This is a genomic window from Clostridium paraputrificum (genome assembly GCF_900447045.1).
Lineage (GTDB): Bacteria > Bacillota > Clostridia > Clostridiales > Clostridiaceae > Clostridium > Clostridium paraputrificum.
On sequence record NZ_UAWH01000005.1, the window covers coordinates 408,186 to 423,346 of the forward strand.

A 15,161-nucleotide genomic window follows, 5' to 3' on the forward strand; every position below is an offset into this window, starting at 1 on the left:
GGGGGATATTTGTTTTGATGTGACTTAGAGCTTACGACGGAACGAGCAAAATAAATATCCCCCACATTTTTTATTATGAAGATATATTGTTATTAAGTATTATTTGTATTACAATATATAATACAAAATGGAGGCGATAACATGATAATTAATTTAAACATGAATAGTGATGTACCTATTTATGTTCAGCTAAGAAATGAAATAGTTATGGGAATAGGACGTGGGGAACTAAAGAGAGGGGAAAGTCTTCCAACAGTACGCCAAATGGCAGCTGATATAGGTGTAAATACAATGACAGTAAATAAAGCGTATAAGATATTAAAGGATGAAGGATATATTGAAATTGATCGTAGACATGGTGCTAAGGTTAATCCAAGTATTAACTTATCTTTTGAATTTAAAGAAAAACTAGAAAGTGAATTAGAATTACTAGTAGCCGAATCAGTTCTTAAAGGAATAAGTAAAGAGGAATTTTTAAATATGTTCAATTCAGTTTTTGCAGGTATGAAGGGAATTGTAAATAATTAGGGGGGGATTTGTGATATTTATTTTTTTATTTAGTGGATTAATAATTTTATTTACTATGTATTTTATAAATTTATCTGCCACAAAGCCTAATAACAATGTAGTAATTGGTGTAACCTTACCATATATGCAGCTAAAAGATGAAAAGGTATTAGAAATAATTAATAGATTTAAGAAAGAAAATAAATACCTAATGCTTGCTTCTGCAGTATTAATTATTCCAATGATATTTATAAAAAAATGTGATTCTTTTATAATAATATATTTTTTTATATGGACATTTTCACTAATTGGACTTTCGGACTTACTAATTAAAAAGTATATTAAGATACTTATGGGGGTGAAAAGAAGTAATAATTGGTATGTTGGAGAGAAGAATATAATTAGAATTGATACGAAAGTAACTAATTTAAAGGACAATATGCCAATATCAATATTATGGTTTATTCCTTCTGTAGTACTTTCTATTTTATATGTTATAAGAGCTTTTTTTAAGAGGGAGAGTATAGGAAATATTACAGTATATATAGCTTTAATAGGGTTATTAGTAATATTGATCTTTATGTTTTTATATAATAAGTATAGTAATATGAGAACCAATGTATACAGCAATAATACAGAAGTTAATATGTTGTGTAATAGAATTTACAAAAAGAAGTGGTCACTTTGTTGGATTGTAGTATCAACATGTAATAGTATAACTTTGGCTTTAATAATTGAAGGAATAATAGTAGAGACAAGCTTAGGATTTATATTATGTATAATAGGAATGTGGCTTACAATTTTTTCAGTAATTATAATAATATGCACTTCAATAAATATAAAAGAAAGTATAAATAAAGTTGTATATGCATCAGAGGACAGGTTATTTACTGATACAGATGAGTATTGGGAAGAAGGATACTATTGCAACCCTCATGATAACAGAATTATGGTTGAAAAGCGTATAGGAGTAGGAATGTGCTTCAACTTAGGAAATAAAAAGGGAAGAATTTTAAATTATGTCGGGAACATATTTGTAGTAATTCTTGTTGTAGGTATATGTCTATATTTATTAAGATTTGATATTAGTGGATTTAAGATGAATATAAATAATAATGTGATAAAAATAGAGGCACCATCTTATGAAATAGAATTTAATATTAATGATGTGGAAGGCGTGGAATTAATTAACGAAATGCCTAAAGCCACTATTAAGACTAATGGGATAGGAGGGAGCCACTATAGCATTGGATATTTTAAATTAGAGGGATATGGTAATACACCTATATATATTTATAGAAATAGCTCTCCTTATTTAAAAATTAAGTTAAAGGATACCTATGTGTTTATAAATGGGGAAAAGCCAGATATAACAAAAGAGTATTACGGAGAAATTAAGGAAGCAATAAAAAGATGAACTACCTTTGATAGTAGTTCATCTTTTTATTTGCAGTATAATAATAAAGAAATATATATTTAATACTTACTGTTTTTATGTATAATTAAATAAATTTATGAGTTAGATAAATAGTAATTTAAAGGGTGGATTTAATTATGTCAATTATATTAGATGAATTTGATTATATAAATAGTATAGAGAAAACAGGGGATTTCACTAATGATGCATGTGAGCTTCTTGAAATAAATAATAAGAATCATACTAAAAAACATGTATTAGAAGTTGCTAAAACAAGTTTAAAGTTAGCTGATAGGTTTCTGCTAGATTCTGAAATATGTTATAAATCAGCGTTACTACATGATATTAGTTCAATAATAAAGCCAAAGGATATGATTGTGATAGCAAATGAAAATAATATGTGGTTGGATATTTCTGAACAAAAATATCCTTTTTTGTTACATCAAAGAATTTCTAAGTTAATAGCATTTCACTATTTTGATATTACAGAAAAAAATATATTATCTTCAATTGAATGTCATACTACATTAAGAAGTAAACCTAGTAAATATGAAATGATCTTATTTCTTGCTGATAAAATATCGTGGGATCAAGATGGAAAACCACCGTATATAGATATTATAGAAGATGGATTAAGTATATCATTAGAAAATGCATGTAAAAATTATATTAACTATGTATATGAGAATAATATGCTTTTATGTCCGCATAAATGGATGAATGAGGCACATAGGTATTTTGCAAGTATATGATAATTTCTAAATTGTAGGATTTAATTTCATATAAAGGAACAATCGTTAAGAAATAATGGATTAAAAGGACCGATAACTCGGTCCTTTTAAAATAATATTATTTTCTTCTAAATGTATTTCCAATTTTATCTTTTAATACTTTAAATGCTTCATTAAATTTCTTAGAACTAGCACTTGGATATGCTTTTATAATTTGTTTATGAAAGAAGTTGACTTTTTCAGCATATTTATCATATTCAACCTTTAATGAAGATAACTTTTCCTTTATTAGGCTTAAATCAGTAGAAGATAATGAAGAAGTCTTTTCCTTTATTTGGTTACTTAGTGTTTCCATTTCTTCTCTTATTTTTGTCATAAATTTTAATATCCTGTTTAAATCAAGTACGTTATAAGTAGAATATACAAAATCAAATATAAAAATTATTGAAGCTATAATTGATAAAACAATTATAGTTGTATTTCCTAAGTTGGATATAAGATTGGATATGGGAGCATGTATAATATAAACAACAAACAATGTTAAAACTCCCCAGAATAAGGAGCTAACTAAACAAATTCTACCTTTATAATTAAATTTATCATCAGTGTAATCCCAATATTTAATTTTAAATATTGTTTCCATTAGCCATCCAGTAAAATATTCAAGAATTGTAGTAGATATTAAACCAGCTATATAAACAAGAATAGGATGATTTATTAATGGGAGAGAGACAAATAAAATTAATATTGTGCCTGTACCGTAAATAGGTAAAAAAGGACCTTTTAAAAACCCTCTATTTATAAATCTTTTTTCTCTAGTTGAAACTATTGTTGATTCAACGCACCATCCTAAAAAACAATATATAAAAAATAGTAATATCCATTGAAATAAATTATAAGTATACATAAGATTATTTCCTTCCTAAAAAAAGTGTATTAATTAAATTATATCATTAGAAATAGGATAAAAATAACAAAAATATTAAAAAAATAATGTAAAGCATGCTTGACATAGATGAAGGAAAAGATTAGAATAAAGGTAAAGGAAACTTTACATTTGTGTAGTTTTTGAAGTAAAGTGAGCTTTACATCAAGTGCTTTGTTGGAGGTGTTTATGAAAAATAAAATTAAGGAGTTAAGAGAAGAAGCTAAATTAACTCAGCAGGAATTAGGAGAAAAGTTAACAGTATCAAGACAAACAATAATATCTTTAGAAAATGGAAAGTATAATCCATCAATAATACTAGCGTTTAAGATAGCTAACATTTTTGGAAGGTCCATTGAAGAAATATTTATTTATGAAGAGGAATAGGAGGAGAGTGTATGTCAATTACAAATAAAAATAGAATTCAAGGGATAATTTTAATCTTGGTAGGAGTAAGTTTACTAATTGTCCACAAAATTCAAGGAGATGCTTTAGTTCATGAAGAATTAGTTTTTGGCTTTGGAATAGGATGTTTATCTGGTGGAGTTGCAGCTTTTTTAGGAACTTTCCTATTTAAGAAGGGAAAATATAATGAAAATTATAAAATTCAAGAAAAGGATGAAAGACTTCATCAAATATGGGATAAGGCTGGATATAGTGCATATAATCTATCATATTTAGTAGTTTTATTTATGTGTATTTTAGTATCAATATTTGAAATGTCAGCAATATCTATACTAATAGCCTTATTAGTAATTATGCCAGTAGCCCATATAGGATTTACCTACTACTATAATAAAAAAATATAGTATTTATTTAGTAGATCAACTACAAGGGGGACTAAGTTAAAACTATCTTTAGAGCAGTTAATGTGTGGTATAATTATCCTATTAAGTTTATTTTAGGAGGATGAGTGTATGGCAGATAAAAGGTTAAATAAGTTAGCAAAGCTGTTAGTTAACTACTCAACAGAAGTAAAACCAGGAGATTTGGTATTTGTATCAGCAGATGAAGTATGTACACCATGGGTGACAGAAGTAATAAAAGAAGCTACTAAAGCTGGGGCATATGTTGAATATAAATTAAGTTCACAAGAAGCTCGTGAGATGCAACTTAAATATTCAAATGATGAGCAATTAAGACGTGGTGATCTTATAATGGAGACAATACTTGAAAAAGCAGATGTATGGTTAAGTGCATGGGGAGGAAGAAATACTAGGGCATTTACTAATATGGACGCAGAAATATTAAAAAAATCTCAAGAGGGAGCAAAAAAGTGGAGAAGATTCTACTCAGATAGAATGGGTAGTGGTGAATTAAGATGGTGTGGTACACAATATCCAACTCAATCTGATGCCCAAGAAGCTTCTATGAGCTTTTCAGAGTATGAGGACTTTGTATATGGGGCAGGTTTACTTGAGGTTGATGATCCAGTAGCAGAGTGGAAGAGAATAAGTGCAGAGCAAGAAAGATGGGTTAAATATTTAGATACAAAGAGTGAAATTCATATAGTATCTGAAGGAACTGATATAAAAGTAAATGTTAAGGGAAGGAAGTGGATAAATTGTGATGGTAAGGCTAACTTCCCAGATGGAGAAATATTTACATCACCTGTAGAAGATGGAGTAAATGGATATATTACTTTTTCCTTCCCAGGAATTTATGCGGGAAAAGAAGTTGAAGGTATTAAGCTAATAGTTAAGGATGGAAAAGTAATTGAAGCTACTGCTAAGAAGGGGGAAGATTTACTTAAAAGCCTTATATCTATAGATGAAGGAGCTAGTAGGTTTGGAGAAGTAGCTATAGGTACTAACTATGGAATTAAGAACTTTACAAGGAATATGCTATTTGATGAAAAGATAGGTGGAACTGTTCATATGGCAATTGGAGATTCTATGGAAGAGGCAGGAGGAAAGAATAAGTCTTCAATTCATTGGGATATGCTATGTGATATGAGGAATTGTGGGAGAATTTATGCTGATGGTGAACTTTTCTATGAGAATGGGAAGTTTATTGATGAGATATTAATTAAGCATAATTTATAATATATTAAATAAAATAAAGGGAGGTGTTAATTCATCTCCTTTCTTATCTTTAGAAAAAATTAATAAACTTAAGTTTAAATATGTGATAGGATATTAAAAAGGGAACAATAACAGGTGTAAGGGGTTTATTAATGAAAAAAGAAAAGATTAATAAAATAAAGTTTACTATTTTTATTGCTTTTATAGTATGTATATTAGTTTGTGTTTTACTAAATTGGAATACTATTAAACATTTGAAAATTCATAAATTACTTAAGTATCTTGAAGGTATAGGTCCTGTAGCAATGCTTGTATATTTAGGAATGCATATTATAAAGCCTTTCCTTATAGTAATACCATCAAATATTTTAGCCTTAGGAGCAGGAATTGTATTTGGTCCAATAAAGGGATTTCTATTAACTATGTTTGGATTTTTTTTATCTGGAACAGTAGCTTTTTATATTTCTAGATTTTTAGGTAAGGACTTTGTTGAAAGTATCATTGGTGGGAAGTTAATGAAGTTAGATAACAATATGGAAAAGAACGGGTTTAAAATTTTATTTTTACTTAGATTGCCACCAGTGCTTCCATATGATCCATTAAGTTATGCTTGTGGTCTTACAAAGATAAAGTATTGGGACTTTATAATTGCTTCCGTAATAGGAGTTATACCAGAAACTATATGTTATTCAATAATAGGAAGGGAAGCACACAATCCATTATCACCAAAATTTTTGATTCCTATTTCAGTTTTAATAGTAGCAGTTGTAGGATCAAAGTTTATAATGGACAAAAGACATAAGATAAGTTAGACAGGTTAAAAAGATGATGATGAGAAATCGATAGACGATTTCTTTTTTTATGGAATTATAATTGACACTAACTTTTGGTAACTTCAACATTTTAATGTTATTTATATTTATTATATAAACTGTAAATAGCTTAAATATATAAATATAAGAATATATAAATAAGTAAAATTAGAAAAGAAATTTCTATATATTTTTGAAAAGGTTTTTCTTTAATAAGATAGAATTATATTAATAGCATAGTTGATCTACATGAAGTTAGGTATGCAAAAGATATATGGAAGAAACAATAAGAATAAAGCATAGGGGATGATAATTATTATGAGGAAAATTAAATTTGGAATTATAGGGACAAGTAATATATCTCATTGGTTTTTAGATGGAGCTAAAGAGTGTAAGGATTTTGAGTTAGTTGGAGTTTATTCAAGAAGTTTAAGTAAGGCAAAAGAATTTGGTAAACAGTACGGAGCTAAAATCTTTTTTGATAACTTAGAAGAGATGGCAAAGTGTGAAGAGATAGATGCAATATATATAGCGTCTCCTAATGCTATTCATGCATCACAGGCAATCTTGTGCATGAATAATAAGAAACATGTTTTAGTTGAAAAAGCCTTTGGATCTAATGTAAAAGAAGTTTTAGACATGATTAAGGCATCAAGAGAAAATGATGTTCTTCTTATGGAAGCAATGAAGACAGTACAAATGCCAAACTTCAAGATACTTAAAGATAATTTATACAAGATTGGTAAGGTGAGAAAGTACTTTGGTAGCTACTGCCAGTACTCTTCTAGATATGATAAATATAAAGCTGGAATTACAGAAAATACTTTTAAAAGAGAATTATCTAATGGAGCATTAATGGATATAGGGGTTTATACAATCTATCCAATGGTAGCCTTATTTGGAAAGCCTAATTCTATTAAGGCTGATGCTTATATGCTTAAAACAGGTGTAGATGGAGAAGGTTCTATAGTTTTCAATTATGATGAGATGATGGGAACTGTTCAGTATTCTAAGATATCAAACTCATATATTCCTTCAGAAATTCAAGGAGAAGGGGGAAGTATAATTATTGAACAAATTAATAGCTTTAATAAGATTATTATAAGGTATAGAGATGGTAGGGAAGAAGTAATTTCAAATGAGCAATTTGAAAAAGAAAGTATGTTTTATGAGGTGGAAGAGTTTATAAAGATTATTAAAGAAGGAAAGAGAGAGTCGGAAATTAATTCACATGAAAACTCAGTTAATACTATGAAGATCATGGATGAAGTAAGAAAACAGATAGGCTTAGTTTATCTAGCAGATTAATGTTAAAGAAGAGGTTGCCTAAAGCAACCCCTTTTTCTATGCATTTAATAAATCTTGTTTTAATTCATTCATAATATCTTTTACAGTAGAAATTTTATCTATTTTATATGCATTTTCTCCACAGAAGATTAAACCTTCATTTAAATTACCACGTACTGCTTGTATAAGAGCTTTACTTATACAGTATGGAGTTATTGCTGGATTACATGGAGCAAGACACTGATAACATTTTGTTATTTTAATTCTTTCTTTTCTTGTATGTTCGACAAATGGGTTTAATATAGCGCGTCCAGGCATACCAACGGGACTATTAACTATTGATATGTCTTCTTTTTTTGCATTAACATAAGCTTTTTTAAATGCTTCAGAAGCATCACATTCCTCTGTAGCAACAAATCTTGTAGCCATTTGCACACCATTGGCACCAAGTTTTAAGTATTTAGCTATATCATTACCGTCAAATATACCTCCAGCTACAATTACAGGTATATCTTTATTATACTTTTCTCTATACTTTTTTACTTCTTCAACTATTTGCACTACATTATTATCAAAATTTGCATCTTCAAGCTCAAGTTTATCTTTAGAGTATCCTAAGTGTCCACCTGCTTTAGGACCTTCTACAATTACCATATCGGCAGTGATATTGTCGTGCTTATCCCATAACTTTAAAAGAACTTTAGCAGACTTAGGAGTTCCAACTATAGGAGCAATTTTTACAGTGCTTCCCTTTGTTAGCTTTGGGAGCATAGTTGGAAGACCAGCACCAGATATGATAATATCAATACCAGCTTCAATTGCAGCATTAACATGTTCAGCATATTCCTTTGTAGCAACCATTATATTTACCCCTAGGATACCGTTTTTACATTTTTCTTTTGCTAATTTTATCTCTTCTTTTAATGCTTTTAAGTTACACTCTAAAGCATTATCTTCAAAGTTTTTATCTCTAAATCCAATTTGAGCAGCTGAAATAACACCTATTCCACCTGCGTTTGTTACGGCAGAAGCAAGATTTGAAAGTGATATTCCAATTCCCATTCCACCTTGAATTATAGGAAGAGGAACTGATAAATTTCCTATTTTTAATGGATTAAATTTCATAATATAATAACCTCCCAATAAATCTACAATCAAATATTTTGATAATCAAATAATTATAATTATTATAGTTTAAATTATTGACATATACAATATTTTTATAAAATATTTATTATTATAATTTGTTGACAGTAGTTAATTATCATGATAAAATTAACTTCGTTATAGGGGTATGGCTCAACGGTAGAGTAGTGGTCTCCAAAACCATTGGTTGTGGGTTCAAATCCTACTGCCCCTGCCACAAAAAGACTTAATGAATTTTCATTAAGTCTTTTTTTGTCTAGGAAATTAAATATGAAGGTACATTCTTTCTATAAATTTTTTATCTAAAATTAAAAATTATTTCTAAAAAAATTTTTGAAGATAGTTGCTAATTATAAATCTAGAGGCAATTCTAATAAGAAACTCCCTAAGCAAATTAATTAACATAGTTATACAAGAAGTAGTGGAACATTTATGAGATTTTACATATTTTAATAAAAAGGGGGTATATTTTTATGGAAAGTAGAAATTCAAATAATTTCAGAGGTATAGATGTGAGTAACTGGCAAGGTGATATTGACTTTGCTAAAGTTAAGCAAAGTGGAATTGAAATAGTATATATGAAAGCCTCTGAAGGTATAAATTTTGTTGATAAAAAATTAAATCAAAATTATTCTAGAGCAAAAGCTCAAGGTTTGAAGATTGGATTTTACCATTACTTTAGACCATCTTTAGATTCAAAGGCACAAGCAAGACATTTTGCTAATACAATTAGTGGCAAGGTATCTGATTGTAAATTAGCATTGGATCTTGAAGTTGCTGATAATTTTAGTAAGAGTGCATTAACAGATAAAGCATTAACATTTATAAATGAACTTAAAAGTTTAACAGGTTTAGATATAGTTGTATATACCTACACTTATTTTGCTAGGACGAATATTGATTCAAGATTGGGAGTTTATCCGCTTTGGATAGCTCACTATGGAGTTTCAACCCCAGGTAGCAATCCAATATGGAACAGTTGGGTAGGATTCCAATATAGTTCTACTGGCAGTGTTCCAGGTATATCAGGAAATTGTGATATGAATGAATTTAAAAATGGAATCCTTTTAAATTCTTCATCAGTTCCGCATGAACCAGAAAATAATTATGTAACTTATACAGTAAAGGCTGGAGATACTTTATCTGGAATTGCTACTATGTATGGAACAACTTATCAGGAGCTAGCTAAATTAAATGGTATTAGTGACCCTAATAAAATTTATGTTGGACAAGTTATTAAAATAATAAAAGGAACAAGTTCTTCTGGTGGAAATGTTTCATCTGCTACAATCTCAGTAGGTTCACGGGTAAAAATTATAGGATCTAATTATGCTACAGGTCAAGTTATACCAGCTTGGGTTAAAAATAATGTTTATACTGTGCAACAAATATCAGAAAATAAGGCTTTAATAAAAGAGATAACAAGCTGGGTTTATATAAATGACTTAGTGTTAGTTTCGGGTGGGTCATTAGCTCCTGTATACTACACTGTTAAATATGGAGATACTTTGTCTGGAATAGCAGCTATATATGGAACAACGTACCAAAAGCTTGCTGGATTAAATGGAATTTCCAATCCTAACAAGATATATGCAGGACAGAAAATAAGGGTGAAATAAACTAAAAATGGGTATTTTACCGTTTATTAATTCGTATAGTTAAGTGCTAGATGGACAATATAATAGTGTAAGATGAATTGAGTAGTAACTCAATAAATCTTAATAAAAATACCTTAAGCTGAGGAGGGATCAATATGTCAAACAAAGCATTAGTTCCAGAATCTAAATTAGGACTAAACAGATTCAAAAACGAGGTTGCACAAGAGTTAGGAGTTCCATTTTCAGATTATAATGGAGACTTAACTTCAAGACAATGTGGTTCCGTAGGTGGCGAAATGGTAAAAAGAATGGTAGAAGAATACGAAAGTAGATTATAAAAGCACCTACTGACTAACTTTAGAAGGACAGAATTACCAATGGAAATTACACCGCCAGAAAAATTTGCTTAACACGTATTCATCTACCGGGAGAATGACAATAGTCATTCTCCTTTTATTTTATAGTTTTATAAATTGAATTTAATAAGCTTTTAGTATTAGTTAAGTATTACATATCATTATGTCTATTTGTACATCAATAGTTAATATACAAGCTCTCCATTCATCACTTTTATTAGAGTCTTCTTTTTATCTTACCACTAAAATTGAAACTTATATTTTAGCATGGAAAATAATTCTATGTGAATAGATGATACATAATATTCCTTATAAACATAAAATGTGGTAAAATGAGAACAAAAGTTCGATTGATTTGAAGGTGATTATATGAAAAAGATAAAAATAGTTCATACAGGTGATTTACATTTTGATACTCCTTTTAAAGATGTGGGAGAAAGTCAAAGTAGAATAAATAAAGAAGAATTAAAAGAGGTCTTTAGGAATATTATCTACTTTTGCAAGGAAAAAGCTGTGGATATTTTGCTATTAGCAGGGGATATATTTGATAATTTTACGTTAAATAGAGAAACTTTGTATTTTATTGAGCAATCATTAAGAGAAATCCATGAAATTAAAGTTTTTATAAGTCCAGGAAACCATGATCCATACGGAGACAAGTCTTTTTATAAATTAATAAATTGGCCCAACAATGTTTATATTTTTAAAGGTGATTTAGAAAAGGTATATTTAGAGGATTTAGATATAAATGTATGGGGGTATGGATTTAGAGAAAAGTATATTAGAGAATCTGCACTTAAAGATTTTTCAGAGCCTTCAGATAAAATAAATATTATGGTTTTACATGGGGAAATTTCAAGTTCCAATAGAGGGAATGAATATAATCCAATTACTTTTGATGATATAAGAAATAGTGGGATGGATTATATTGCGTTAGGCCATAGGCATAATTTTAGTGGTATAAACAAGGAAGGGCAAACCTTTTATGCCTATAGTGGATGTCCACAAGGTAGAGGCTTTGATGAATTAGGAGATAAGGGAATTATATATGGATATGTATCTAAAGGAACTGTAGATTTAGAATTTGTAAAAACATCTAAAAGAAATTATATTGAGGAGCATATAGATATTTCAGATTGTTTTGGATATGAAGAAGTTAAGAAAAGTATTATAGATTCTATTAAAGAAAGTGATAGAAAGCATAATTTATATAAAATAGTTCTTGAAGGAGAAATATCTCCAGACTTTTCAATAGACGAGGAATTGCTTAGGGAAAGATTAGGACTAGATTTTTATTATTGTAAGATAGTTGATAAAACCAGAGTAAAATATAATATTAAAGAGATTACAAAGGGATATTCAGTTAAATCTCTATTTGTAAAGAAAATAATGAATTTAATAGATTCAGCAGAGACAGAAGAAGATAAAGAAGTACTAATGATGGCACTTAAAGTAGGATTATCAAGCCTATCTGAAGGGCAGGTGAATATGAATGATTATTAAAGAGTTAAAAATAGATTCCTTTGGTGGAGTAGAAAATAAGATTATACATTTAAGTAAGGGCTTAAACTTAGTTTATGGTGAAAATGAAGCAGGTAAAAGTACCATAGAAGAATTTATAAAGGTAATGTTATATGGTTTTCCTCAAAAAAGAGGTAAGGGCGATGGAGATAGAAAGAGATATTTACCCTTCAAGGGTGGCGGAATAAGAGGAGAGCTCACCCTTGAGCAAGATGGAAGAGAATATATTATAAAAAGGATGTTTGCATTAACTAAAAAAGAAGATACTTGTGAAGTTTTAGATGCTTTAACAGGAGAAGTTGCAAGAAATATTAATATAGAAGAGCCAGGAAAAAGTTTTTTAGGAGTAAATAGATCAACCTTTGAAAAAACACTATTTATTAGTCAGCTTGGGGTGTCTTTTGGAAAAGATAAAGAAGAGGAAATAATGGAGAGAATAACATCTCTATTTGGTTGTGCAGAGGAGGAGGTTCCAGCTGCTAAGGCACTGTCTAAGATAGAGGGAATAAAGAAAGAATTAACTACATCTAGAGGAGTAGGTGCTTTAGATGGGTTAAAAAAGAAGTATTCCTCATTATTAGAAGAAAGGTATGAGGGGTACAACATAGCAGAGCAAAATTTAAATTGGGAAAATGAACTTTTACTAGAGAAGGAGAAAAGAAAAACATTAAATGATGAGGTAACAAAGCTTGAGTTATATAAAAAGTATTTAAAAAAGGTGAAACTTCATAAGGAATACAAGGATATAAGTGAGTACTTAAAGAAGTCGGAAGAACTTAAAAGAGAAGAAAGGGCCTTGGGAAACCTAATAGATGAGGATTTTATTGATGATCTTAAGGAGGATAATAGGCTTTATTTAGGGCTAATAGATAAGAGAGAAGAGCTTAAGGAAGTAGTAGAAGAAATAAAAGGGCAATTTAACTACAATAAAGAGAAGCTAGATAAATATAAGTTTTTAGAAATGTTTGATGATAACATTAAGGAAAAACTTATAAATCTTAAATATGAACAACAAAACTTAGAAGCTAAAATAAGCTCAATGAAAGCTTTAGAAGAATCCTTGGCTGAAGATGAAGGGGAGCTTTTAAAGAGAAGGGCTGTAATGAAAAACCTCCATGAAATGAGAGAATACATAGAGGAAATAGAGGAAGTGCTATCATCTTATGAAGATAAGCTAAAAGAAATAAAAGATATTCTTCAACAAAATAATATTCCTAAAAATTTAGATATAAAACTTAAGAAAAGTATGAGTAATATGTATTTAGGTGGGATTCTAGGGGGGATAGGTATAGTATTATCCTTTTTTGGAATACCTTTAATGATTTTAGGCATATTATTAATTTGCTTAGGAGCTTTTTTAGGGGTTAAAGGTTTTACTGAAGGTAATACCATTAAAGGAAAGAAGAATGCATCTAAAAGGGTAGAAGCTTTAACAAAGGAAATAGATTCAATAGAATTAAGCTTAGATAGATACATGGAAAAAGTTGATGCAAAAGACTATGGAGATTTAATAACTGCTATAAGAAGATTTAATTCTTACAAGGAATATGAAGAAAGATTGTTACTTAGAATCGAAGAAAAGAAAAAAATGATAAATGAAGAGGGACTTCTTCAAGATAAGAATAGGTATAAGAAGAATTGTGAGATGATTTCATCAATAGAAAGACTATCCTCCTCTAAAGATTTAGATGAGGTGCTAGAAAAGGTAAATATTTTTGAAAGTTTGTCCATTACAAAAGAAAAGCTAGAAGAGGACCTGAACATAAAAACTGAACTTTTAAATGAGCTAAGTTCTAATATAGAAGTTCAAGAGGAAAAGCTTAGAGAAAAGCTAAAGACCATGGATTTAGACCTAGGAAATTTATTAGATATAGAGCTATATATAAAGGAATATAAGGAAAAGCTTAAAAAGAGAGCTGAAATTCATAGTAATATACTGTCTATTGAGGAAACTTATAAGGTATTACTAAAGGATAGAAATATTGCTGAGATTAAAGAAGAACTAAAGAGCATAGTTAATGATGAAAATGAATATTCTTTTGAATCAGAAGATGAGATTGAAAGGGAAGAAAAGAAAAAGTCAAGGGAATTAATAGATTGTGAAAAAAGAATAAAGGATCTTGAAAATAATATAGCTACTAGACTTATAGGAAAAAGAGATTTAGTAAAGATAGAAGAAGAAATACAAACTGTAGAGGGGGAAGTTAGAAAGGGTGATAAAAAAGTTAAGGCTTTAGATATAGCTATGGAAACTTTAAAAGAGTCCTTTAATGAAATTAGAAGAGAGGTAGGCCCTGAAATTAATAGAAGGATATTGGATAACTTTAAAAAATTATCTCTTAATAAATATGAGGATGTTAAGCTTGGCGATAATTATGAGATGCTTGTTAGAGATAAAGATAATCTCTTTAAAGGGAATTATTTAAGTAATGGAGCATATGACCAACTTTACTTATCCTTAAGATTAGCTTTTATAGATATGTTATTTAGTCATGAAGAATGTCCTATAATTTTAGATGATGCTTTTATTCAATATGATGATACTAGAAGAAAGAAGGCCATTGAGCTAATTTATAATAAAATAAAAGGCCAGGGAATAATATTTACTTGCCAGCAAAAAGAGAAAGAAATATTAGATGAGATCTGTTGTAAATATAATTTAATAAGTTTATAAGAATATGCACATAATTAGCGTTTAATCATATATAAGAATAGAACGGAAAGATTTAGGTTATCAGTAATACTGTTAACCTAATTTTTTTTGCAATTTCCTTACCTTTAGTACGAGGGGAATAAATATCTATGAACTATGCGACTGAATAAGCAAAATAAATATC

At 29.0% G+C, this 15,161-nt stretch carries 14 protein-coding genes and 1 tRNA gene; 13 read left to right on the forward strand and 2 right to left on the reverse strand.

Annotation, left to right across the window (positions count from 1 at the left end):
* The first annotated feature begins 141 nt into the window (after window positions 1-141).
* The 3 genes from DR024_RS01980 (at window position 142) to yqeK (ending at window position 2,676) form a co-directional block, all read left to right on the forward strand.
* Complete coding sequence (locus tag DR024_RS01980; protein ID WP_027096956.1) at window positions 142-528, forward strand: GntR family transcriptional regulator; 387 nt, start codon at window positions 142-144, stop codon at window positions 526-528.
* 10 nt (window positions 529-538) lie between these two features.
* Window positions 539-1,924 (forward strand): PH domain-containing protein, encoded by a 1,386-nt coding sequence (locus tag DR024_RS01985; RefSeq protein ID WP_027096955.1) that lies wholly within the window; start codon window positions 539-541, stop codon window positions 1,922-1,924.
* A gap of 137 nt (window positions 1,925-2,061) precedes the next feature.
* Complete coding sequence (gene yqeK / locus DR024_RS01990; protein ID WP_034865801.1) at window positions 2,062-2,676, forward strand: bis(5'-nucleosyl)-tetraphosphatase (symmetrical) YqeK; 615 nt, start codon at window positions 2,062-2,064, stop codon at window positions 2,674-2,676.
* A 97-nt stretch (window positions 2,677-2,773) separates the two neighbouring features.
* Here the strand turns inward: yqeK and DR024_RS01995 are convergent, their stop codons facing one another.
* On the reverse strand, window positions 2,774-3,562 hold the full coding sequence (locus DR024_RS01995) for a putative ABC transporter permease (RefSeq protein ID WP_051195875.1): 789 nt from the start codon (window positions 3,560-3,562) through the stop codon (window positions 2,774-2,776).
* 207 nt (window positions 3,563-3,769) lie between these two features.
* Between DR024_RS01995 and DR024_RS02000 the strand changes: the two genes are divergently transcribed.
* The 5 genes from DR024_RS02000 to DR024_RS02020 all read left to right on the forward strand — a co-directional run bounded on the left by DR024_RS02000 (window position 3,770) and on the right by DR024_RS02020 (window position 7,724).
* The gene (locus DR024_RS02000; RefSeq protein ID WP_027096953.1) at window positions 3,770-3,967 is read left to right on the forward strand and encodes a helix-turn-helix transcriptional regulator; all 198 of its coding nucleotides are present in this window, start codon (window positions 3,770-3,772) and stop codon (window positions 3,965-3,967) included.
* Between the two features lie 11 nt (window positions 3,968-3,978).
* A complete protein-coding gene (locus tag DR024_RS02005) occupies window positions 3,979-4,389 on the forward strand; it encodes a DUF2178 domain-containing protein (protein WP_027096952.1) in 411 nt (136 codons plus the stop codon).
* A 108-nt stretch (window positions 4,390-4,497) separates the two neighbouring features.
* Window positions 4,498-5,625 (forward strand): aminopeptidase, encoded by a 1,128-nt coding sequence (locus DR024_RS02010; RefSeq protein WP_027096951.1) that lies wholly within the window; start codon window positions 4,498-4,500, stop codon window positions 5,623-5,625.
* Window positions 5,626-5,756: 131 nt separating this feature from the next.
* Window positions 5,757-6,416: a TVP38/TMEM64 family protein gene (locus DR024_RS02015; RefSeq protein WP_051195874.1), complete on the forward strand. Its 660-nt coding sequence runs from the start codon at window positions 5,757-5,759 to the stop codon at window positions 6,414-6,416.
* 318 nt (window positions 6,417-6,734) lie between these two features.
* On the forward strand, window positions 6,735-7,724 hold the full coding sequence (locus tag DR024_RS02020; protein WP_027096949.1) for a Gfo/Idh/MocA family protein: 990 nt from the start codon (window positions 6,735-6,737) through the stop codon (window positions 7,722-7,724).
* Between the two features lie 36 nt (window positions 7,725-7,760).
* Here DR024_RS02020 and DR024_RS02025 read toward each other — a convergent pair whose 3' ends face one another.
* Window positions 7,761-8,828 carry an NAD(P)H-dependent flavin oxidoreductase gene (locus tag DR024_RS02025; protein ID WP_027096948.1) on the reverse strand — a complete coding sequence of 356 codons (1,068 nt, stop codon included), beginning with the start codon at window positions 8,826-8,828 and terminating at the stop codon, window positions 7,761-7,763.
* A gap of 163 nt (window positions 8,829-8,991) precedes the next feature.
* Here DR024_RS02025 and DR024_RS02030 point away from each other — a divergent pair.
* The 5 genes from DR024_RS02030 (at window position 8,992) to DR024_RS02050 (ending at window position 14,998) form a co-directional block, all read left to right on the forward strand.
* Window positions 8,992-9,066 (forward strand) — tRNA-Trp (locus DR024_RS02030).
* Window positions 9,067-9,322: 256 nt separating this feature from the next.
* The gene (locus DR024_RS02035; protein ID WP_099313716.1) at window positions 9,323-10,468 is read left to right on the forward strand and encodes a GH25 family lysozyme; all 1,146 of its coding nucleotides are present in this window, start codon (window positions 9,323-9,325) and stop codon (window positions 10,466-10,468) included.
* 134 nt (window positions 10,469-10,602) lie between these two features.
* Window positions 10,603-10,785 (forward strand): alpha/beta-type small acid-soluble spore protein, encoded by a 183-nt coding sequence (locus DR024_RS02040; RefSeq protein ID WP_027096947.1) that lies wholly within the window; start codon window positions 10,603-10,605, stop codon window positions 10,783-10,785.
* Between the two features lie 387 nt (window positions 10,786-11,172).
* The gene (locus tag DR024_RS02045; protein WP_055183504.1) at window positions 11,173-12,306 is read left to right on the forward strand and encodes a metallophosphoesterase family protein; all 1,134 of its coding nucleotides are present in this window, start codon (window positions 11,173-11,175) and stop codon (window positions 12,304-12,306) included.
* Entirely contained in the window at window positions 12,296-14,998 is a 2,703-nt protein-coding gene (locus DR024_RS02050; protein WP_055183503.1) for an AAA family ATPase, read from the forward strand. The genes DR024_RS02045 and DR024_RS02050 overlap by 11 nt, the downstream gene beginning before the upstream one ends.
* Window positions 14,999-15,161 lie beyond the last annotated feature (163 nt).